Annotated in this window: 20 protein-coding genes; 9 read left to right on the forward strand and 11 right to left on the reverse strand. The window is 71.3% G+C overall.

Annotation, left to right across the window (positions count from 1 at the left end; all coding sequences use genetic code 11):
• Positions 1-50: 50 nt before the first annotated feature.
• Complete coding sequence (locus KOI47_RS29450; protein ID WP_332461431.1) at positions 51-650, forward strand: gamma-glutamylcyclotransferase; 600 nt, start codon at positions 51-53, stop codon at positions 648-650.
• Here the strand turns inward: KOI47_RS29450 and KOI47_RS29455 are convergent.
• The gene (locus KOI47_RS29455; protein WP_216209933.1) at positions 637-2289 is read right to left on the reverse strand and encodes an FAD-binding oxidoreductase; all 1653 of its coding nucleotides are present in this window, start codon (positions 2287-2289) and stop codon (positions 637-639) included. The two genes, KOI47_RS29450 and KOI47_RS29455, sit on opposite strands and share 14 nt — an antisense overlap.
• A gap of 16 nt (positions 2290-2305) precedes the next feature.
• Between KOI47_RS29455 and KOI47_RS29460 the strand changes: the two genes are divergently transcribed.
• From KOI47_RS29460 to KOI47_RS29475, 4 genes are all read left to right on the forward strand, one after another.
• The gene (locus tag KOI47_RS29460; protein ID WP_216209934.1) at positions 2306-2941 is read left to right on the forward strand and encodes a TetR/AcrR family transcriptional regulator; all 636 of its coding nucleotides are present in this window, start codon (positions 2306-2308) and stop codon (positions 2939-2941) included.
• Positions 2938-4488, forward strand: a complete 1551-nt coding sequence (locus KOI47_RS29465; protein ID WP_216209936.1) for a glycerol-3-phosphate dehydrogenase/oxidase — start codon at positions 2938-2940, stop codon at positions 4486-4488. Before KOI47_RS29460 ends, KOI47_RS29465 begins: the two co-directional genes overlap by 4 nt.
• Before the next feature lie 161 nt (positions 4489-4649).
• Positions 4650-5579 (forward strand): ABC transporter ATP-binding protein, encoded by a 930-nt coding sequence (locus KOI47_RS29470; RefSeq protein WP_216209938.1) that lies wholly within the window; start codon positions 4650-4652, stop codon positions 5577-5579.
• Positions 5576-6772, forward strand: a complete 1197-nt coding sequence (locus tag KOI47_RS29475; protein ID WP_216209940.1) for an ABC transporter permease — start codon at positions 5576-5578, stop codon at positions 6770-6772. The genes KOI47_RS29470 and KOI47_RS29475 overlap by 4 nt, the downstream gene beginning before the upstream one ends.
• Positions 6773-6839: 67 nt before the next feature.
• On the opposite strand, the gene KOI47_RS29480 is transcribed toward KOI47_RS29475, so the two are convergent.
• From KOI47_RS29480 to KOI47_RS29490, 3 genes are all read right to left on the reverse strand, one after another.
• On the reverse strand, positions 6840-8162 hold the full coding sequence (locus KOI47_RS29480; RefSeq protein WP_216209942.1) for a citrate synthase: 1323 nt from the start codon (positions 8160-8162) through the stop codon (positions 6840-6842).
• Between the two features lie 228 nt (positions 8163-8390).
• The gene (locus KOI47_RS29485; RefSeq protein WP_216209944.1) at positions 8391-9332 is read right to left on the reverse strand and encodes a carbohydrate kinase family protein; all 942 of its coding nucleotides are present in this window, start codon (positions 9330-9332) and stop codon (positions 8391-8393) included.
• Between the two features lie 46 nt (positions 9333-9378).
• Positions 9379-9984, reverse strand: a complete 606-nt coding sequence (locus tag KOI47_RS29490) for a TetR/AcrR family transcriptional regulator (RefSeq protein WP_232376340.1) — start codon at positions 9982-9984, stop codon at positions 9379-9381.
• A 93-nt stretch (positions 9985-10077) separates the two neighbouring features.
• On the opposite strand from KOI47_RS29490, the gene KOI47_RS29495 reads away from it, so the two are divergent.
• The gene (locus tag KOI47_RS29495) at positions 10078-11229 is read left to right on the forward strand and encodes an acyl-CoA dehydrogenase family protein (RefSeq protein ID WP_216209946.1); all 1152 of its coding nucleotides are present in this window, start codon (positions 10078-10080) and stop codon (positions 11227-11229) included.
• Between the two features lie 91 nt (positions 11230-11320).
• On the opposite strand, the gene KOI47_RS29500 is transcribed toward KOI47_RS29495, so the two are convergent.
• Genes KOI47_RS29500 through KOI47_RS29515 form a run of 4 tightly spaced genes read right to left on the reverse strand, consistent with a single transcriptional unit; the run spans position 11321 to position 14532 of the window.
• Positions 11321-12535, reverse strand: a complete 1215-nt coding sequence (locus KOI47_RS29500) for an amidohydrolase (RefSeq protein WP_216209948.1) — start codon at positions 12533-12535, stop codon at positions 11321-11323.
• A 19-nt stretch (positions 12536-12554) separates the two neighbouring features.
• Positions 12555-13469: an aldose 1-epimerase family protein gene (locus KOI47_RS29505; RefSeq protein WP_216209950.1), complete on the reverse strand. Its 915-nt coding sequence runs from the start codon at positions 13467-13469 to the stop codon at positions 12555-12557.
• Positions 13470-13478: 9 nt separating this feature from the next.
• A complete protein-coding gene (locus KOI47_RS29510) occupies positions 13479-13691 on the reverse strand; it encodes a DUF397 domain-containing protein (RefSeq protein ID WP_408629860.1) in 213 nt (70 codons plus the stop codon).
• A 7-nt stretch (positions 13692-13698) separates the two neighbouring features.
• Positions 13699-14532: a DUF5753 domain-containing protein gene (locus tag KOI47_RS29515; RefSeq protein WP_232376341.1), complete on the reverse strand. Its 834-nt coding sequence runs from the start codon at positions 14530-14532 to the stop codon at positions 13699-13701.
• A 111-nt stretch (positions 14533-14643) separates the two neighbouring features.
• On the opposite strand from KOI47_RS29515, the gene KOI47_RS29520 reads away from it, so the two are divergent.
• The 3 genes from KOI47_RS29520 to KOI47_RS29530 are packed head-to-tail and all read left to right on the forward strand — an operon-like array spanning position 14644 to position 18388.
• Positions 14644-15219, forward strand: coding sequence for a TetR/AcrR family transcriptional regulator (locus tag KOI47_RS29520; RefSeq protein WP_216209954.1), 576 nt, complete (start codon positions 14644-14646; stop codon positions 15217-15219).
• Positions 15219-16052, forward strand: coding sequence for an MBL fold metallo-hydrolase (locus KOI47_RS29525; RefSeq protein ID WP_216209956.1), 834 nt, complete (start codon positions 15219-15221; stop codon positions 16050-16052). Before KOI47_RS29520 ends, KOI47_RS29525 begins: the two co-directional genes overlap by 1 nt.
• Positions 16053-16108: 56 nt before the next feature.
• Positions 16109-18388: an AfsR/SARP family transcriptional regulator gene (locus KOI47_RS29530; RefSeq protein WP_216209958.1), complete on the forward strand. Its 2280-nt coding sequence runs from the start codon at positions 16109-16111 to the stop codon at positions 18386-18388.
• A 71-nt stretch (positions 18389-18459) separates the two neighbouring features.
• On the opposite strand, the gene KOI47_RS29535 is transcribed toward KOI47_RS29530, so the two are convergent.
• The 3 genes from KOI47_RS29535 to KOI47_RS29545 all read right to left on the reverse strand — a co-directional run bounded on the left by KOI47_RS29535 (position 18460) and on the right by KOI47_RS29545 (position 21134).
• On the reverse strand, positions 18460-19131 hold the full coding sequence (locus KOI47_RS29535; RefSeq protein WP_216209959.1) for a hypothetical protein: 672 nt from the start codon (positions 19129-19131) through the stop codon (positions 18460-18462).
• A 36-nt stretch (positions 19132-19167) separates the two neighbouring features.
• Positions 19168-19737 (reverse strand): hypothetical protein, encoded by a 570-nt coding sequence (locus tag KOI47_RS29540; RefSeq protein WP_216209962.1) that lies wholly within the window; start codon positions 19735-19737, stop codon positions 19168-19170.
• Between the two features lie 125 nt (positions 19738-19862).
• Positions 19863-21134 (reverse strand): MFS transporter, encoded by a 1272-nt coding sequence (locus tag KOI47_RS29545; protein ID WP_232376342.1) that lies wholly within the window; start codon positions 21132-21134, stop codon positions 19863-19865.
• Positions 21135-21165: the final 31 nt, after the last annotated feature.

A 21165-nucleotide genomic window follows, 5' to 3' on the forward strand; every position in this document is an offset into this window, starting at 1 on the left:
CCGACTTCCCCGCCGACCCCTATCCCGGGGCGCGGCCGGGTGGCTCCTTCGTGCACCTGGACGGGATCGGGCACGCGCTGGGCCACCGCGAAGGCGGCTGGCGCCTCACCGCGGGCGAGGCGCTGGAGGCCTGGCTGACCAGCCGTGGGGCACCGGGGCTGGCGCGGCGGCGCCCGGTGCTGGCCTACGGCTCCAACGCCTGCCCGGCCAAGATCACCTGGTTGCGTGCCGAGCTCGGCCTCACCGGGCCGGTGGTCGCGCTGCACGCGGAATGCCACGACCTCGCCGCGGTGTGGGCGGCGGGGGTGCGGCAGCGGGACGGTCAGCGGCCCGCCACCCTGGCCGCCATGCCGGGGACGGTCGAGCGGCACGCCGTCTGGCTGGCAACCGAGGAGCAACTGCGGGTGCTGGACGTCTGCGAGGGGCGGGGCGAGCGGTACCACCTCAGCCTGCTGCACAGCGGCACCGTCACCCTGGAGGACGGCACCGTGCTCGGCGAGCCACTGGCCTACACCGCGGCCGCTCCAGCGCGGATGCCGTTGCTTGTGGACGGCCGCCCGGTACGGACCGCGGTGGCCGCTCAGGCACGAGCCCGCCGGTTGCGCGGCGACCCGGCCGCCTCGCACGGATTGCGCGTCACCGTCCTGTGATCAGCTTGCCCGGATTCAGGATGCCGGTGGGATCCACGGCCTGCTTGGCGGCGGCGAGCACGGAAATCCCGATCTCCCCGATCTCACCCGCGAGATAGGGCGCGTGGTCCGCGCCGACCGCGTGGTGGTGCGTGATCGTCCCCAGTGGATTCCCGGACCCGGCGATCGCCTCGCAGGCCGCCCGTTTCGCCTCCGCCCACTGGCCGAAGGGATCGGCGTCGTCCCGTGGCAACAGCACGGTGAAGTACAGCGAGGCCCCGGTCTCGTAGGCGTGCGAGACATGGCACATCACCACCGGTTCCCGCCCCGGGGCGCGGAGCGAGTCCACCAGCGCCGCCCGCACCTGCGTGCGCAGCCTGCCCAGCACGGACCAGCGTGTGGCCGTCTCCAGGGTTTCCACGCACAGCCCGAGGTCGAGCAGGGCGTCCCGTTGCCGCGGTCCGGCGAACCGCCCAGCGCGCCAGGCCTCGCCCGCCGCGCGGCCCAGCCGCACCGCACCGGCCGCGCGCAGCATCCGCACGGTCCGCGTGCGGCGCCTGGCCAGTTCCCGCCTGCCCGCACCGTGCCAGCCGAGCACCAGCAGGCAGGGCTCGGCCACCCCCCTCGCCCGCAGGTAGCGGCGCAGCAGCGCGGTCTGCCAGCCGCCCTTCAAAGTCAGGGACATCTCCATCTCGTCCACATCGGACAGCCGGGTGACGTCCGCGAGTGCCCCGGCCTGTGCCAGCTCGCGCACCGCAGCGGTGCCGCGTTCCCAGCCGTCCAGCACGAAACCCTCGAACCGTTCCACCACGGGCAGCGGGCGCACCCGCACGGTGACCTCGGTGAGCACGCCGAGCGTCCCCTCGCTGCCGACCGCCAGCTGCCGCAGGTCCGGCCCGGCCGCCGAGGCGGGCGCGACACCCAGCCGCCACTCACCCCGCGGGGTGGCAAGGCGCACCCCCTGCACCATGTCCTCGAACCGGCCGTAGCCCGCCGAGGCCTGGCCCGCGGAACGGGTGGCTGCGAACCCGCCGATGGTGGCGCGCTCGAAGGACTGCGGCACGTGCCCGAGGGTCAGGCCGTGCGCGGCCAGCATCCGCTCGGCCTCCGGTCCGCGCACCCCGGCCTGGAACACCGCCAGCCGGGACACCGGGTCCACCGAGACCAGCCGGTTCAGCCGTTGCAGGTCGAGCACGACCACCGCGCGTTTGCCGCCCCTGGCCGCCGTGACGCCGCCGACCACGGAGGTACCGCCGCCGAACGGCACCACCGCGAGGTCGTGCCGGGCACAGACCTCGAGCACGCGCTGCACCTGGCAGGGGTCGCCGGGCAGCAGTACGGCGTCCGGGACCGGCAGCTCCCCCGGCAGCCGCCTGCTCAGCAGGTCGGGATAGGAGAGCCCGCCACAGCGGCCGAGCCGGGCCACACGATCGGTCAGCATCCACTCCGCGCCGAGGACCTCGGCCAGTTCCGCGCCCGCAGCGGATGGCAGCAGCGACTCCGGCACGGCAGGCTCCGGCGGGCTGGCGATCCCTGCACCGGCCCGCACCGGGCCGATACGCTCGGTCAGCCTGCGCACGGCCTTCGGCGGCAGGTGCGCCGCATCCGCGCCGTCCGCAGTCCAGGCATGCCGAATTCGGTGGTCAGGAAGGTCGCTCACGACTACAGTGTGACATATGAACTCAGAACGTCACAGTTCGCTCGCCGAGGCCCGGAACCGCACCGCGGCCGGCCGGGTCTCCGACGACGTGCTGCTCGACGCGGCGCGTGAGTGCGTGCTGGCCACCGGGGTCCGGCGCACCACGCTGGCCGAGATCGCCCGTACCGCCAAGGTGAGCCGGATGACGCTGTACCGGCGGTTCCCCGATGTCCGCAGCATCCTGGCCGCGCTGATGACCAGGGAGTTCACCGGGCTGCTGCGCCGGACCAGCAAGCAGGCCGGCACCGCGGCCACCGCCCGCGAGCGCCTGGTGCACAGCTCGGTCAGCGGGGTCCGGGCGCTGGTGGCCGACCCGTTGATGCGCACCGTGCTGGACCTGGACGCCGAGATGATCATGCCGTACGTGGTGCAACGGCTGGGTGCCACCCAGCGGCTCGCCGAGGAGGTCATCGACGCGCTGATCGCCGCCGGGCACGCCGACGGCTCGATCCGCAAGGGTGACCGGGTCGTGCAGGCCAGGGCGTTCCTGCTGGTGGTGCAGTCCTTCGTGCTCTCGCTGCGCCCGGCGACCACCGATGTCGATGAGTCGACATTACTGGAAGAGCTGGGGCACCTACTGGACGCGACCCTGCGGCCCGCGGAGCGGGCATGATCCCGGCCTCGCTGAACGCACCCCGGCGTGCCGCCGAACTGGACCGGCTGGCCTCCGGGCACCGGGTGGACGTCCTGGTGGTGGGCGGAGGGGTGACCGGCGCGGGTATCGCGCTGGACGCGGCGGCGCGCGGGCTCTCGGTCGCCCTGGTGGAGGCGCACGACCTGGCGTTCGGCACCTCACGCTGGTCGAGCAAGCTGGTGCACGGCGGGTTGCGCTATCTAGCCAAGGGCGACCTGGCGCTGGCGCACGAGAGCGCGGTGGAGCGCGGCATCCTGATGACCAGCACGGCACCGCACCTGACCCGCCCGCTGCCCCAGCTGTTCCCGCTGCACGACAGCACCCCGGCCGGGCAGCGAGCGCTGGTCACGGCCGGCCTGCACGCGGGGGACGCGCTGCGCAGGGTCGCGCGCACCCCATCGGCCGTGCTGCCCCGCCCCCGCTCGATCCCCGGCACCGAGGCGCTGGCGCTGGCCCCCGGCCTCGCCCGCCCCGGGTTGCGCGGGGCGTTGCTGTCCTTCGACGGCGCACTCACCGACGATGCCCGGCTGGTGCTGGCACTGGCCAGGACCGCGGCCTCGTTCGGGGCGCACATCCTGACCAGGCTGGCGGCCACCGAACTGGCCGGGGACCGGGTGCGCGCGCGGGACGAGCGCACCGGGCAGGAGGTGACCCTGCGCGCCCGGCAGGTGATCAACGCGACCGGGGTGTGGGCCGGGGAGCTGGAACCCTCGGTGCGGCTGAGCCCTTCCCGCGGCTCGCACCTGGTGCTGTCCGCGGCGGCGACCGGGCTGTCCGGCGCCGCGGTGCTGGTCGGTGTGCCGGGGGAACGCAACCGGTACGTGTTCCTGCTGCCGCAACCCGGTGGGCGGGTCTACCTCGGACTCACCGACGAACCGGTGCCGGGACCGATCCCGGATGTGCCCGAGGTCCCCGAGTCCGATGTGGACTTCCTGCTCGGGGTGGCAGGCACGGTGCTGGCCCGCGATCTCACCAGGGCCGACGTCCTCGGCTCCTTCGCCGGGCTGCGCCCCCTGCTCGCGGCGCAGGGCAACAGCGCGGACCTCTCCCGCAAGCACGCGGTACTCACCGGCAGCAGCGGGGTGATCACCGTCGTCGGTGGCAAGCTCACCACCTACCGCAGGATGGCGCAGGACGCGGTGGACGCCGCCGTGCGCGCGGCGGGCCTGCCTGCCGGGCCGGCCCGCACCCGCGCCCTGCCGCTGATCGGCGCCGCCCGCAGGCGTGACCTGTCCGTTGTGGACGCTCCGGCGCGGCTGGTCGGCAAGTACGGTACCGAGGCGCCGCGGGTGGCGGCGCTGGCCGAGGTGGACCGCGCGCTGGCCGAACCGCTGTTCCCCGGCTGCGAGGTCACCGGTGCCGAGGTGGTCTGGGCGGTGCGGCACGAGGGCGCGCTGGACACCGCGGACGTACTGGACCGCAGGACCCGCATCGGCCTGGTGCCCGCGGAGGCCGATGCGGCGCGGCCGGTGGTGGACGAGCTGGTCGACCGCTGCCTGCACGGCCTGCGCACTCGCACTCCGTAGCGAACAAAGCACCAGCCGGGCGGATTCGATAACGATCGGCTACAGCCGCGCGGCCGTGCGGGGTCCGGCCGCCGCGTCCGTGGTGCGATGATGGCGGCCAGGCTGGGGCCGGGGACGTCGGCGCTATCCATGAGGGGACGACCTGAAGCAGGGAGGAAGCAGTGCCGGAGAGAGCGCTGGAGTTCGACCAGGTGTCGAAACGGTACGGGGACATCGTGGCGCTGGACGCGGTCAGCTTCGAGGTCCGGCCCGGCGAGCTGTTCGGCTTCGTCGGCAGCAACGGGGCAGGCAAGACCACCGCGATGCGGATCGCCCTCGGGGTGCTCGCCGCGGACGGCGGGGAGGTTCGGTTCGCAGGCGGCAGGGTGACCCACGCCACTCGCACCCGAATCGGCTACATGCCTGAGGAACGCGGGCTCTACCCGAAGATGAAGGTGCTCGACCAGCTCGTCTACCTTGCCGAGCTGCACGGCCTCACGCCCAACGAGGCACACAAGAACGCCGAGCACTGGATCGGCAAGCTCGGCCTCGCCGAGCGGCGGCGGGACGAGGTGCTCAAGCTCAGCCTCGGTAACCAGCAGCGGGTGCAGCTGGCCGCGGCGCTGGTGCACGATCCGGCGGTGCTGGTGCTGGACGAGCCGTTCTCCGGGCTGGACCCGCTGGCGGTGGACGTGATGAGCCAGGTGCTGCGGGACAAGGCCGCCACCGGCGTGCCGGTGGTGTTCTCCAGCCACCAGCTCGATCTGGTGGAGCGGCTGTGCGACCGGGTCGGCATCATCCGGAGTGGACGGATGGTGGCAACCGGTTCGGTGACCGAGCTCACCGCGGAGGCGGCCACCCAGCTGTCCGTGCGGGCGCCACAGGCCCGGCCGGGCTGGGCCGCGGCCCTGCCGTGGGTGCGGGTGCTTTCCGACAGCGGCGCGGAGACCGTGCTGGAGCTGGAAAGCGGCGCGGACGACCAGGCCGTGCTCGCCGCTGCGCTGGCCACCGGCCCGGTGACCGAGTTCAGCAGGCGCAGGCCCACCCTCACCGAACTGTTCCGCAACGTGGTCTCGGACAACGGTGCCGCGCGGGAAGGAGTCCAGGCGTGAGCGAGCCCCGCACAGTCAGCCCCGCGAATGCCGTCCGGCTGATCGCGCAGCGCGAGCTGAACACCCGGCTGCGGACCCGCGGCTTCCTGATCGGCACCGCGATGATCCTGCTGGTGATGGTCGGGTACATGGTGTTGCAGGCCAACGTGTTCAACGCGCGGTCCACCACCACGATCGGGCTCTCCGGGCAGAGCTCGAGCATGGCCGCGCCGCTGCGCGTGCAGGCCGAGCAGCTGGACGAGACCATCGAGATCAGCACGGTCACCGATCCGCGGCAGGGCCGCACGCAGGTGCGGGACGGCGAGCTGGACGTGCTGGTTTCCGGTAACGCGGCGAACCCGCGCGTGCTGGTGAAGTCCGAACTGGACCCACAGCTGCGGGTGATGCTGAACGAGATCGCGCAGAACGAGGTGCTCAGCGCCAAGCTCGCCGAGGCAGGGCAGGACGCCGAGCAGGTACTCGAAACGGTCGCCGCCACCCAGGTCGAGGTCAGCTCGCTGGAGGAACCCGACCCGGAGAGCGGGCAACGGCTGGTGGTCGGGCTGGTGATGATGTTCCTGCTCTACATGAGCATCACCACCTACGGCTCGCTGGTGGCGCAGGGAATCGTCGAGGAGAAGTCGAGCAGGGTGGTGGAGATCCTGCTGGCCACGGTGCGCCCGTGGCAGCTGCTGCTCGGCAAGGTGATCGGACTCGGCCTGGTCGGGCTGGTGCAGCTGGCGATCCTCGGCGGGGTCGGGCTGGCGGTCGCCACCAGTACCGGCGTGCTCACCGTCTCCGGGGTGGCCACCACGACCCTGCTCTGGGGCCTGCTGTGGTACCTGCTCGGTTTCTTCCTCTATGCCACGGTGTTCGCGGCGGCGGGCTCGCTGGTCTCCCGGCAGGAGGACATGCAGTCGGTGCTCACCCCGATCACCCTGGTGCTGATCATCGGGTTCATCACGGGGTTCACCGTGGTCGAGGAGCCGGAGAGCACCTCGGCGACCGTGCTGTCCCTGGTGCCGCCGTTGTCGCCGATCCTGATGCCGACCCGGATCGCCGCGGGCTCGGCAGGCCCGCTGGAGATCGCCGCCGCGCTGGTGCTGACCCTGGCCGGGATCGCCCTGCTCACCTGGGTGGGCGGCAAGATCTACCAGACCGCCATCCTGCGCACCGGCAGCCGGATGAAGCTCAAGGACGCCCTCAGGGGCTGAGCCCGCGTGCTGTGAGTGGCCTGTTCACTGCGAATCTCGCAGTGAACAGGCCACTCACAGCAGAGGGTCAGCGATTGGCGATGTCGATGTAGTCGCGCTGCTTCTCGCCGGTGTAGATCTGGCGCGGGCGGCCGATCTTGGTGGCCGGGTCGTTGATCATCTCGCGCCAGTGCGCGATCCAGCCGGGCAGCCTGCCCAGCGCGAACAGCACGGTGAAGTACTTGGTCGGGAAGCCGAGCGCCCGGTAGATCAGTCCGGTGTAGAAGTCCACGTTCGGGTACAGCTTGCGCTCCACGAAGTAGTCGTCGGAGAGCGCGGTCTCCTCCAGCTTCATCGCGATGTCCAGCAGCTGGTCGTTGCCGCCGATCTTGCGCAGGATCTCGTCCGCGGTTTTCTTGATGATCTTCGCGCGCGGGTCGTAGTTCTTGTAGACCCGGTGCCCGAAGCCCATCAGCTTGACACCCTGCTCCTTGTTCTTCACCCGCTCGACGAAGGTGCCAACGTCCCCGCCGTCGGCCTGGATGCCCTCGAGCATCTCCAGCACGGCCGCGTTGGCCCCGCCGTGCAGCGGGCCGAACAGCGCTTGGATACCCGCGGAGACGCTGGCGAACAGGTTCGCCTCGGAGGAGCCGACCAGCCGCACCGTCGAGGTTGAGCAGTTCTGCTCGTGGTCGGCGTGCAGGATGAACAGCATGTCCAGCGCCTTGGCGATGTCCGGGTCCACCTCGTAGGGCTCGGCAGGCAGGCCGAAGGTCATCCGCAGGAAGTTCTCCACCAGCCCGAACGAGTTGTCCGGGTAGAGGAAGGGCTGCCCGATGGACTTCTTGTAGGCGTAGGCGGCCAGGGTCGGCACCTTGGCCAGCAGCCGGATCGTGGACATCTCCACGTTGGGCTCGTCGAACGGGTTCAGCGAGTCCTGGTAGAAGGTGGACAGCGCGGACACCGCGCTGGACAGCACCGGCATCGGGTGCGCGTCCCGTGGGAAGCCGTCGAAGAACCGCTTCAGGTCCTCGTGCAGCAGGGTGTGCCGGTTGATCCGGGAGGTGAACTCCTCGAGCTGGCTCTTGCTCGGCAGCTCACCGTAGATCAGCAGGTAGGAGACCTCGATGAAATTCGAGTTCTGCGCCAGCTGCTCGATCGGGTAACCGCGATACCGCAGGATGCCCGCGTCCCCGTCGATATAGGTGATGGCCGAGGACGCGGCGCCGGTGTTCACGAAACCCGGGTCCAGCGTGATATAGCCAGTGGAAGCCATGAGCTTGCCGAGCTCGATACCGGGGGCGCCCTCGACGGGGTGCACCACGTTCAACTCGTGCTCTTCGCCGGTGGGCAGGCGGAGCGCGACGTTGCCGGTTCCACTCTGCGCCGCGGCTGTCGCGTCGTCGGACATGCGGGTCCCTCTCGCGGTCACACGGGGTCAGCGGTGCCCGCAGGTCACCCGGGCCACCCGATCGGCGGGCGAGGAGAACAACGGCCCCGCCGCACACCGCCCCGTTGGGGTATGAGTTTCCCCTTTACGCTAGTCGACCAGGGGCAATGTTCGCAGCCGTTGTGTTACCCAGAGCTAACCGTTTGCGACAATATTCACACGGTCGCAGCCGATTCGATGCCGGGTGGCCTAGCGACAATCCGCCAGCTCGGCGGCGGTGGGTGGCTCGGCCCCACTACGGGAGACCGTGATCGCCGCCGCACCGGCCGCGTACTCCAGTGCCGCACGCCACTCCGGCTCGCCGAGCCCGCCGGGGTCGGTGACGCCCCGCTCATGCAGCCAGGCCAGCAGCGCACCCTGCACGGTGTCGCCTGCGCCGATGGTATCGACCAGCCGGGCGGGGGCGGTCGGCACCCGCGCCAGCTCGCCGGCCGCGGTGATGACCGAAAGCCCTTCGGCACCCCGGGTGAGCACCACCGCACCGACCCCGGAGTCCAGCCAGGACTTCGCGGCCGTCAGCGGGTCGGTCCCTGCGGCGAGCCAGGCCGCGTCCTCCACCGAGAGCTTGAGCAGCCGCACATCCGGTAACCAGGAGGCGAACCGGGCGCGGTAGGCCGCCGGATCGGCGATCAGGTCGGCCCGGATGTTCGGGTCCAGCGCGGTCAGCACGCCCCGGGCGGCCTCCCGGCGCAGCATGGACTCATAGGCGCTCGCCCCGGGCTCCAGCACCATGCCGAGGGTGCCGAGGGACAGCGCCGAGACCTCGCCTGGCAGGGCGCCGGGGTCGGCGAACAGCCGGTCCGCGGTGGCCTCGGTGTAGAAGGTGTAGTGCGCCGAGCCCTGCTCGTCCAGCGCCACCACGGCGAGGGTGGTCGGCTCCTGGCCGCGCTGCACCAGCGTCGTGTCCACCCCGGAGGCCTGGAGCCGCCGCAGCAGCGCCGCGCCGAACCGGTCCAGCGAGATCCGGGAGACGAACGAGGTCGCGGCACCGAGCCTGCCCGCGGCGAGCGCCACGTTGTACGGTCCGCCACCCAGCCGGGGCCACAATGGACGTAGCTCAGGAGCGGAACCATCCACAGTGGATTCACCGGGAACAAGATCGACCAGCGCCTCGCCACCCACCACAATCACGGGCGCGATGCTAAGCCCTCACCTCGCCGGACCGCCAGCACATGGGCTAGCGACGCACATCTGAGCGCTGGATGCCGCCGAGCAGCAGTTCGGCCAGCGCGGTGAATGCCTCGGCATCGGAAACCCCGGCCCTTGAGCCCACCACCCCGGTCTGGATCGCCTCGACCAGCAGCCCGGCCATCTCGGCGATCAACCCGGCGTGCACGTCCCGGAACACCCCGTCCGCCACACCCCTGGCGATGAACTCCCTGATCCGCACGGCGGCGGCCTCGGAGTTGACCTGGTAGGTGCGGCGCGCGGGGGCGAAGTCCGCCACATCGCGCAGGAAGGTCTCGGTGGCCCGGCCCAGTTCCTCGGACACCCCGGAGAGATAGACCTCGATCATCTTGCGCGCGTCGTCGAGATCGGCCACCCGCTGCTCGATCCGCTCGGTCGCGCCCTTGAAGAAATGACCGACCACCCGCACGGCCAGCTGCTCCTTGCTCGGCGCCAGCGCATACAGGGTGGATTTCGAGCAGTGCATCCGGCCTGCCAGGTCCTCCAGCGTGAAATGGATGAACCCTTCGGCGAGGAACAGCTCCTCGAGCTCCGCGAGCAGTGTCCGCTGGCGGGCGGTCGGCTGCATGCGGGCCCGCGGTGACCTGGACGGCATCCAACGAGCCTACGCGTCGACACCCGGACGGCTCGTACAGTACTGTAAAGGGACCCACAGTACTGTTTTCAGTACGATCTTTCCGGAGGAACGATGCCGGCCGACCGCCTGCTGCCCGACACCGAGGCCGAGGACCTGCTCACGCTCACCCGCGAGCTGGCAAGGGAGGAGCTGGCCCCGCTGGCGGCCGAGTACGAGGAGGCGGAGCGCTTCCCGCGGGAGCAGTTCCGGCTGCTGGGCAAGTCCGGGCTGCTCGGCCTGCCGTACTCCGAGCGCTGGGGCGGCGGCGAGTTGCCATACGAGGTCTACCTGCAGGTTGTGGAGGAGATCGCGGCCGCGTGGATGTCGGTCGGGGTGGGGCTTTCGGTGCACACCATGTCCTGCTTCGCGCTGGCCCACTACGGCACCGACGCACAGCGCGACCGCTGGCTGCCGGAGATGCTGGACGGCGGGCTGCTCGGCGCCTACGCGCTGTCCGAGCCGCAGGCCGGTTCGGACGCCGCGGCGCTGACCACCAGGGCCCGCCGCGAGGGCGCGGCGTACGTGGTCAACGGCACCAAGGCGTGGACGACCCACGGCGGCCAGGCCGACTTCTACACCACGATGGTGCGCACCGGCGGCCAGGAGGACAGCGGAAAGGGCATCAGCTGCCTGCTGGTGGACGGCGGGACGGCCGGGCTGTCCGCCGCGCCACCCGAGCGCAAGATGGGCCTGACCGGCTCCCCCACCACCCAGCTGGTCTTCTCCGACGCGCGGGTGGACGCCGACCGGCTGATCGGGGCCGAGGGCGAGGGCCTGAAGATCGCGCTGGCCTCGCTCAGCTCGGGCAGGCTGGGGATCGCGGCCTGCTCGGTGGGCCTTGCCCAGGCGGCGCTGGACGAGGCGGTGCGCTACGCCAAGGAGCGCACCCAGTTCGGCCAGGCCATCGCCGATTTCCAGGGCATCGAGTTCCTGCTGGCCGATATGGCCGCCGCGGTGGACTCGGCACGGGCCACCTACCTGGACGCGGCCCGCCGCCGGGACCGCGGGTTGCCGTTCCAGCGACAGGCCTCGGTGGCCAAGCTGGTCGCCACCGACGCCGCCATGCGGGTGACCACCGATGCCGTGCAGGTGCTCGGCGGCGCGGGCTACACCAGGGACTTCCCGGTCGAGCGGTACATGCGCGAGGCGAAGGTGCCGCAGATCTTCGAGGGCACCAACCAGATCCAGCGCCTTGTCATCGCCCGCGAGCTGAAGAAGTCCTGATCACCCCAGCCAAAAGCCCTGAACGTGGCGTTCGAGACGTCAGACGTCCCAAATATGCCGTTCGCGACGGTAGACGTCCGGAAAGCCACGTTCAGGACTCCTGGTAGGCGCGGGAGGTGACCTCGCCTTCGCCGGTGGACTCGTTGAAGCGGTAGACCTCGCGGCCACCGACGAAGACCCGCATGGCCCGGTTCATGATGTCCAGCGGGTCCCCGGACCAGATGGCGATATCGGCGTCCAGGCCGGGCTTCAGCGCGCCGATCCGGTCGTCAAGGCCGAGGATCGTCGCCGGGTTGACGGTGAGCGCGCGCAGCGCGGTATCCGCGTCCAGCCCGTCCTTGACCGCCAGCGCCGCCTGGTAGACCAGGAAGTTGATCGGGATGACCGGATGGTCGGTGGTGATCGCCAGCCGCACCCCGGCGCGGGCGAGGATGCCGGCCGAGCGCAGGCTGCGGTTGCGTACCTCCACCTTCACCCGCGAGGTCATCAGCGGTCCCAGGATCACCGGAACGTTCCGCTCGGCGAGCAGGTCGGCGATCAGGTGGCCCTCGGTGCCGTGGTTGACCACCAGCCGGTAGCCGAACTCCTCGGCCAGCCGGATGGCGGTGACGATGTCGTCGGCGCGATGGGTGTGCTGGTCCCATGCCAGTTCCCCGTCCAGCACCCTGGCCAGCGCTTCCATGGTCAGGTCGGTGTCGAAGGGTTTGCCCTCGGCCAGGGCGTGCTCGCGCTGCGCCGCGTAGTTGCGCGCCTTGGTGAAGGCCTCCCGGATGATCGCGGCCACCCCGAGCCGGGTGGAGGGGGTCTTGTCCTTGTTGCCGTAGACCCGCTTCGGGTTCTCCCCCAGCGCGCTCTTCACGCTCACCGCCTCGGCGAAGACCATGTCCAGCGCGGTGCGCCCCCAGGTCTTCACGCCGACCGTCTGCCCGCCGATCGGGTTGCCCGAGCCGGGCTTGATCACCACGCTGGTGACCCCACCCGCCAGCGCGTCGTCGAAGCCGACGTCGTTCGGGTCGATCCCGTCGATCGCCCGGAACCGGGCGCCGTTGGGATCGGTCATCTCGTTGGTGTCGTCGCCGGACCAGCCCTCACCGTCCTCGTGCACGCCGAGATGCGCGTGCGCGTCGATGAACCCTGGCAGCACCCAGCAGCCGGACGCGTCGATGAACTTCGCGTCCTCGGGAACGTCCACCTCGGCCTCGGTGCCCACGGCCAGGATCCGGCCGTCCTCGATCAGCACCGTGCCGCCCTCGATGGGGTGCCCATCGACCGGCACCACGTACCCGCCAGTGATCGCGCTCTGCATAGTTCGACACGCTAACGAACTACGCTCGCTCGCGCACCAGGATCCCCCAACTCCCCTGCCAGGTTTCCCCTGCGGCCAGGTTGATCAGGTCGGTGCCGGAGTTCAGCGCGTCGGCGGGGCAGGTCATCGGCTCGATCGCGACCGCGCGCCCACGGCCCACCAGGTCGTCCGGGGTGAACACCTGCACCCAGCCGAAGTCGGGGTCGGTCCACACATCCAGCGTGGTGCCGCCGTGGCTGAGCAGGTGGTGATGGCGTCCGTCCCCGGCCGGGGCCAGCGCGCCGAAGGCGGTGTCCAGCTCGAGCCCGGCCAGTGACCTGCCGCCGCGCAGGTCGTACTCGGTGCCCGCGACGTCCTGCTCCTCGGCGTAGGGCAGCTGCTCCTCCGCCAGGGAGGGGCGCACCCGGCTCGCGGGCAGGGTGAGGGTGAGCTCGTCGGTGGGCAGGTCGCCGATCCGGAAGTAGGGGTGGGCGCCCACCCCGAAACCGATCTCCTCCTCGCCGGTGTTGGACACCTCGTGCGTCACGGTCAGCTCGCGCGGCGCCAGCGAATAGGTGATCCGCGCCCGCAGCGGCACCGGCCACCCCGGCTCGTCCGCGATGTCGATCTCCATGGTGATGGCGGACTCGGCGTGTTCCAGCAGGGTCCACTGCCGGTGCCGGGTCAGGCCGTGGATGGCGTTGCCCCTGGCGGGCTCGGTGACCTCGAGCTTCTGCTCCTCGCCCCGATGGGTCCAGCGCGCGTCCTTGGTGCGGTTGGGCCAGGGCAGCAGCACCTGGCCGGCGCCCTTCGGCGGACGATCCGCCGGGTCGAAGGTCTCCAGGTACGGCGTGCCGCCGATCTCGAAGGCGCGCAGCCCCGCGCCGACCTCGGTGACCACCGCGCGGGCGCGGCCCATGGTGAGTTCGAACTGTTCCCCGGTCGGATTCGCCATGCCGCGAATCTACCGAGCGGCCACCTCGCGCAACGCACCCCAGGCCGCTTCGGAGAGGAGCAGGGCGCCGCCCGATGGCAGCTTGGAGTCCCGTACCGCGACCACCTCGGCGGCGAAGGCGACCTCGACACAGGCCGCGTTCCCACCGCCGTTGCTGTAGCTGCTCCTGCGCCACTCGGCGAACGAGAGGTCTACAGTGGACACCAGGATCGCCTCGCTCACGGCTCGACTACAGCTGCGCGGCCACCTCCGCGATGAATGTCGCCGACTCCTGCGGCGGCAGCGCCTCGGAACGTAGCCGGTCAAAGGCCAGCTTAGCAGCCCGCAGTTGCCTCGGTTTCTCCGTTTGCACGGAACCGGTGACGCTCTCCTGGTAGAGCAGGTCCGGGTCCTCGTCCTGCGCGAAGCGCAGAATGATGAAGGTGCCGTCCATGCCCGGATGCGGCAGCGGCCCGAACGGGATCACCTGGAGCGAGACGGTGGGCAACTCGGCCCGCTCCAGCAGGTACCACAGTTGCTCGCGCATCACCTCGACACCGCCGATCGGGCGGCGCAGCACGGCCTCGTCCAGCACGGCGGTCAGCCGCAACGGGGCCTCGGCGTCGGTGAGCCGGTCCTGGCGCCGCTTGCGGACGATGATGTTGTTCGCCACCTCGGCCTCGGTCCACCGCGCGTTGTTCGCCTCGAACAAGGTCCGCATGTAACTCTCGGTCTGCAACAGCCCCGGTAGATGGGAGAGCTGGAACTCGCACACCTCGACGGCCTCGGTCTCCATCCCGATGTAGCCCTGGTCGTGCACGTCGTAGATCTTCCACCAGCCCCGGCGCCGCCCGGCGCGGGCCAGCTCCAGCAGGTCCTCCTCGTAGGAGTCGTAGAGGTCCATCGCGGAGCGGACGAAGTGCACATCGGCACCACCACCGGTCTCGATCCGGTGCAGGGTGGCGCGGGAGACGTCCAGCTTGGGCGCGGCCTCCTCCACGCTCATCCGCCGCCGCTCGCGCAACCGCTTGAGCCGGGCGCCGAGCCGCCGCCTGCTGAGCACCGGGCTGGTGCGAGTCCACACTGCTGTTACCTCCTGTGCACGATCGATTACCGGATCCTGCCAGCAGAGAGCGACAAACTGAGACTCGCAGGCCATTGTTACTAGACCGGTCGTCATAGTACGGTTCGGTACATGCCTCGCCGCACCGACACCCGGCAGCGGATGCTGGACACCGCCGCCTCCCTTTTCCGCACCAAGGGCTACCACGCCACCGGGCTGAACCAGCTGGTCAGCGCGGGCGGAGCACCCAAGGGGTCGGTGTATTTCCATTTCCCCGGCGGCAAGGAGCAACTGGCCACCGAGGCGCTGGACGCCGCGGCCCGGCACCTGTGCGAGCGGCTGCGGGAGATCTTCACCGGCACCGCGAGCACCGCCGAGGCGATCGACACCGTGGTGGAAACCCTCGGCGCCGAACTACTCGCCTCCGACTTCCAGCGCGGCTGTCCACTCGCGACGGTCGCGCTGGAGGCCACGGACAGCGAGCCGATCCGGCATGCCTGCGCCGCGGGCTACCTCTCCTGGCAGGAGGTCGTCACCGACCACCTCACCGGGCAGGGAATCGACCGCGAGCGGGCGAGCTCGCTCGCCGCTGTCGCCATCGCGGGAATCGAGGGCGGGCTACTGCTCGCCAGGACCCAGCGCGACCTGGAACCACTGCGCACGGTGGGTCGCCACCTGCGCGCCACCCTGGACAAGGAGTTCTCCTGATGCGCGTTCACCATCTCAACTGCGGCACCCTGCGCCCGCTCGGCGGGCGGCTGATCGACGGCCAGGGCGGCCTCCTGCACCAGGCCGAAATGGTCTGCCACTGCCTGCTGATCGAGACCGGCGCCGGGCTGGTACTGGTGGACACCGGGCTCGGCGAGCAGGGGATGCGGCGGCCCCGCGAGTGGTTCGGCGCCCAGTTCAGCACCCTGATCAACCCGCAGCCCGACCTGGAGCAGACCCCGGCCGCGCAGATCCGCGCCCTCGGGCTCGACCCGGCCGAGGTGCGGCATATCGTGCTCACCCACCTCGACCTGGACCACGCGGGCGGGCTGGCCGACTTCCCTGAGGCCACCGTGCACGTGTACGCCGAGGAACTGCGGGCGGCGACCGCGCCGGCGACCCAGCTCGCCCGCACCCGGTACCGCGATATCCAGTTCCGGCACGAACCGCGCTGGGCCAGCTACGCCGAACCGGGCGAGAACTGGTTCGGGTTCCAGGCGGTCCGGCAACTGGACGGCCTGCCGCCGGAGATCCTGCTGGTCCCGCTTGCCGGGCACACCGCTGGCCATGCCGGGGTGGCGGTGGACACCGGTGCCGGCTGGCTGCTGCACGCCGGGGACGCCTACTTCTACCACGGCCAAATGGATCCAGTCCGTCCACATTGCACTCCCGGGCTGAGCGTGTTCCAGGTGCTGATGCAGACCGACGGCGCCAAGCGCAGGGAGAACCTGGCGCGGCTGCAGGAACTCGCGGCAACGCGCGCCGACGAGGTGACCATGTTCTCCGCGCACAGCGCCGTGGAGCTGCGCCAGTCCCGGCGCACCGCGGCCTGACCGGGCCAACGCCTGGCACAATCGCCGGTAGGGCTCGAACCACTGGGGGTGGTGCCGTGAACGACGTCCGGTTCCGGGTGCTGGGGCCGGTGGCGGTGTACGGGGCGAGCGGGCCGCTGCGGCTCGGCGGCCCCAAGCAACGTTCCGTGCTGGCGATGTTGCTGCTCAACGCGAACCAGGTGGTCGAAGAGGAGCGGCTGGTCCGGTCGGTGTGGGGCGAGGACCCGCCGCCGAGCGCGCGCGGGCAGGTGCAGGTGCACGTCTCCGGGCTGCGGAAACTGATCGGGAAGTCGGCGATCGTCCGGAAACCACCTGGCTACCTGCTGCGGGTGGCGCCCGGCGAACTGGACCTCGAGCTGTTCGAGGATGCGGTGACCGGCGCCGCGGCCGATCGGTCCGCGCGGGCTCTGCGGTCGCTGCGCGGCGCGCTGGAACTCTGGCAGGGTCCCGCGCTCGGCGGGGTCACCGAGCCGCTGCTGGACAGCGAGGGTCCCGCACTGGAGGAACGCAGGCTCGCCGCGCTGGAACGCCGGTTCGAGCTGGAACTGGAGCTCGGCGAGCACGCCACGGTGCTGGCCGAGCTGCGCCGGGCCGCGGGGCAGCACCCGTTCCGGGAGCGGTTGCAGGCCCAGCTGATGCTCGCGCTGCACCACAACGGGGACAGCTCCGAGGCGCTGGAGGTGCACGCCCGCACCCGCAGGCAGCTCGCGGCCGAGCTGGGTATCGAGCCGGGGCCGTTGCTCCAGCAGGCGCAGCAGCTCGTGCTGCGCGGGCAGGAACGGGACGCCGAGCCGGTGCCTGCCATCCGCCCCGCGGAACTACCCCACGACATCCACGATTTCACCGGCAGGGAACGCGAGCTGGCACTCATGGACGCCCGGCAGCGGGCCGCACCGGATGGCGCGCCGTCGATCTCGGTGATCAGCGGCACGGTCGGGGTCGGCAAGTCCGCGTTCGCGGTGCACTGGGCACGCGCGGCCGGTACCGCGTTCCCGGACGGGCAGCTGTACGTGAACCTGCGCGGGTTCGACCCCGACTACGAGCCGGTACAGCCCGCCGCCGCGCTCGCCCGGCTGCTGCGCGCGCTCGGGGTCGCACCGGAGCGGATACCGCAGCGGCAGGACGAGCTCGCCGGGCTGTACCGGTCGGTGCTCGCCGAGCGCAAGGTGCTGCTGTTACTGGACAACGCACGCGAAGCCGAGCAGGTGTACCCGTTGCTGCCGCCAGCAGGAACGGTGCTGGTGACCAGCAGGAACCGGCTCGGCGGGCTGACCGCGCACGCCGGGGCGCGCCCGCTGCCGCTGGACACGCTGCCCGCGACGGACGCACGCGCGCTGCTGGAGAACGTGCTCGGCGCCGACCGGGTCGCCGCCGAGCCGGAGGCCGCCGCGGAACTGGCCCGGTCGTGCGGCTACCTGCCGCTGACCCTGCGGGTGGCCGCCGCCAACATCGCCTCGGCGCCGCGGGCGGACATCGCCGGGTTCGCCGCCGCCCTTTCCGGGCGTTCCCGCCTGACCGAACTGGCCGTGGACGGTACCGGGGAGAACGCGGTGGCCAGGGCGTTCGCGGTCTCCTACCGGGCGCTCGGCGCGGAGACCGGGCGGCTGTTCCGGTTGCTGGCGCTGGTGCCGGGGACCGATTTCACCCCGGGAGTGGCCGCCGCGCTCGCCGGGGTCACGGCGCCGGAGGCGAGCCGGTTGCTGCGCGGACTGACCGCGGCGCACCTGGTGGAAGAGCACCGCACCGGGCGCTACCGGTTCCACGACCTGCTCCGGCACTACGCCAGGGAGCGGGTCGGCGCCGACGAGTCCCCCGCGGAACGAGACCGGGCCTGGCGGCGGCTGGCCGGGGCGTACCTCGCCGCAGCCGACCGGGCGGTGCGCCTGCTCGGCAGGGAGGAGCTGCGGTTGCCGAGGACCCTGCCCTCCCCGGAAGGCGGGGTGGCCGAGCTCGGTGACGAGGCGTCGGCTTCGGCGTGGCTGGACGACGAGGAGCAGAACCTGACCGCGGCGGTCCGGCAGGCGGTCGCCAAGGGTCCGTTCCCGCTCGCCTGGTATCTCTCCGACTCGCTGCGGCTGCTCCTGCAGCACCGGGGGCGATGGCTCGGGCCGCGCGGCACGCTGGCCGAGGCGAGCCACGCGCTGGACCGCGCCAGGCGGAACGGCGATCTCGAGGCCGAGGCCGATGCCCTGATGGCGCTGGGCGCCATCGAGAACTCGCGGGGGCGGCACGAGGCCGCGCGGCGGCACCTGCACGCGGTGTGGGCGATCGCGGGAAGGTGCTGGCCGGACGGGGCGGACAGCCGCTGGCCGTGTCCCTCCGCCACCCCGGCCTGACCGGCGCATACGCGCGGCCGGGGTGGCCGCCGGGACGTACTCCCCGCGACCACCCCGGTGCGCTTCCGGACCTACTCGTCGCCCGCGGCCCTGGTCAGGCTGGCGGCGAACTCCTCGACCGTGTCCACCCCGGCCCAGGCGGGCTTCAGCGCGGAGCGGTCGGCGGAGATGCCGTACATCTGCCGGTCGTTCCCGCCCTGCAACCACAGCCCGTCGGTGTAGGCAGCGTACAGCGTCTCGGCGCCCGCCGGCGGCTGCACGGTGACCCGCGGGCCCGGCCGCCAGGTGGTCACCTCATCCAGCACGGCGACGACCTTCGCTTGCGGGTTGAGCGCGGAGAGCCGCTCCGGCCCCGCCCCGGCACCGGTGGAAACCGCGACATGCACGGTGTCCGTTGTGGACTTTCCGGGTGTGCCCGCGAGCACCTGCTCCACCTCGATCACGAAGGTCACGTAGGTGTCGTCGAATGCCGCGGTCTGCTCGGCGGGCCCGGAGAACCGGATCCCGTCGGTCACCTCGGCCAGGGTGCCGGAGACGACCAGATCGGCCGTCCGCACCGCGTCCCGCGGCGACGCCAGCGGATCGTAATCCAGGCTCAGTCCCTTCCCGGCCGCCTCGGTGAACTCTCGCACCGAACCAGCGTCGTCCGATCCGGCTCGCTGGTCCGCGCCGGAACAGGCCGCCGCGGTCAGGGCGAATGCTGCCACCGCGAGCGAGATCCGGCCCGTCCTCATTCTCGTCATGCGTTCTGCCTCCCTTCGAAACCTGCTCGCGGCCGGTCAGTACTGCCGGTTGATGTGGTAGTGGTCATGCGGATGCAGCTGACGCCACTTGAGATTCTTGTTCGGAATCGGGCCTCTGAGCATCGCGCAGTCGTGCGCGCCCGGCGAGTGATGACCGAGCCCCACTGTGTGGCCGATCTCGTGCAGCGCGGTCTTGCGCCGGTCCTGCCAGTCCCACGGCCCCTCGTCCAGCTGCGGGTAGTCCATCGTGACCTTGGACTTGTTGCACCGGTCGCTGGAGTTCCAGTCCGCGCACTGGGCCAGGCCGCGGACGTTGCCCGGCAGATCCGCGGCGAAGAAGGCGACATCGGTCCCCGGTTTGCAGTCACCGGGGTAGGCGCCACCGCGTTCCATGAAAGTGGTCATGTCGGTCGGGTCGCCGAGCTTGTCCATCGCGTAGTGGACCGAGTTCTTACGCGACTGGAACCAGCCGCCCCCTACGAAGCAATAACCGTGGCTCTGACTGTCGGCCAGGTAGGTCTCCGGGAACTTGGTCGCCTGAGCGCTCCCCGGGGCCACCAGCACGGTGCCCAGTGCGAGCACGGCCAGCAGCAACAGCCGTGGCATCCGGCCGGATCCGCGTCCCGCTCGCACGGGACTGGATGAGTATTCGGTCATCCGGTTCCTCCCAGTTTCGGATCTTGCGAGGAGGAACGTAGAAGGGCGCGCTTCGAGAACGCTTCGAATCCGCTTTACGCCCCGGCGGGCGGGCGATAGCGCCAGAACGCGGGCAGCAGGGCGACCGCGACGAGCGTGCACAGCACCACCAGGATCCCGCCGCCGCTGGTCGCCACCGTGGTGCCCATGGCGGCACCGGCCCAGCCGTGCACCACATCGGCCAGCCGGGGGCCGCCTGCCACCACCACCGTGTTCACCCCCTGCAGCCTGCCGCGCATCTCGTCGGTGGCCGCGGCCTGCAGGATCGCGTTGCGGAACACCATGCTGACGAAGTCGGCCACCCCGCCGAGGGCGAGGAAGAGCACCGCGAGCCAGAGGGTGCCGGCAAGCCCGAAGCCGATCATCGTGACGCCCCAGGCGCATACCGCGACGGTGACCCCGACGCCGTGCCTGCGGATCCGGGTCAGCCAGCCGGAGGCAAGGCCGCAGGCCAGCGCGCCGATCGCCATGGCCGCGTACAGCCAGCCGAGGGCGAGCCCGCCGCCCGGCGGGTCACCGAAGGTCCGCTCGGCCATCTCCGGGAACAGCGCCCTCGGCATGCCGACCACCATCGCGATGATGTCCAGCAGGAAGGAGGCCAGCAGGATCTTCTTCGCGGCCAGGTACCGGAAGCCGTCGAGGACGTCACGCAGGCCCGCGCGCCGGGCAGGGCCGTTCAGCGGCGGCAGGGCGGGCAGCAGCCGGATCACCAGCAGGGTCAGCAGCAGGGCGGCGCCGTCGAGCAGGTACAGCGTGGACAGCCCGAGCACGGGCAGCATCGCCCCGGCCGCCATCGGGCCGAAGACCAGGCCGAACAACATGGTGGTGGAGCCGAGCGCGACCGCGGAGGGCAGCAGGTCCATCGGGACGAGCCTGGCGATGATGGCACTGCGGGTCGGCAGGTTCACCGCGACGAAGGCCTGCACCATGCCGAGCAGCACCATTACCAGCCAGACCGAGTTCACCGCGAGAAAGGCCTGCGCCCACAGCAGCAGCACGCTCACCGCGATTCCGGTGTTGCTCACCAGCAGCAGCTTGCGGCGGTCCACGGTGTCGGCGATGGCGCCGCCCCACAGCCCGAAGACCAGCAGCGGGGCCAGCGCCACGGCGCTGGCCAGGCCGACGTAGCCGGAGGAGCCGGTGAGGTCGAAGACCTGTTTGGGCACCGCGACGGCGGTGAGCTGGCTGCCGACGGCGGTGACCGCGGTGGAGATCCACAGCCTGCGGAAGGCCGGGATACGCAGCGGGCGGGTGTCCACCACGATCGAGCCGAGCCCCCGCCGTCCGGTCTCCCCCGTACCCGTCACGACGGCGGAGCTTAGCCCCGCTAACTACCCC

Origin of the sequence: Amycolatopsis aidingensis (assembly GCF_018885265.1) — a bacterium.
GTDB classification, from domain to species: Bacteria; Actinomycetota; Actinomycetes; order Mycobacteriales; family Pseudonocardiaceae; genus Amycolatopsis; species Amycolatopsis aidingensis.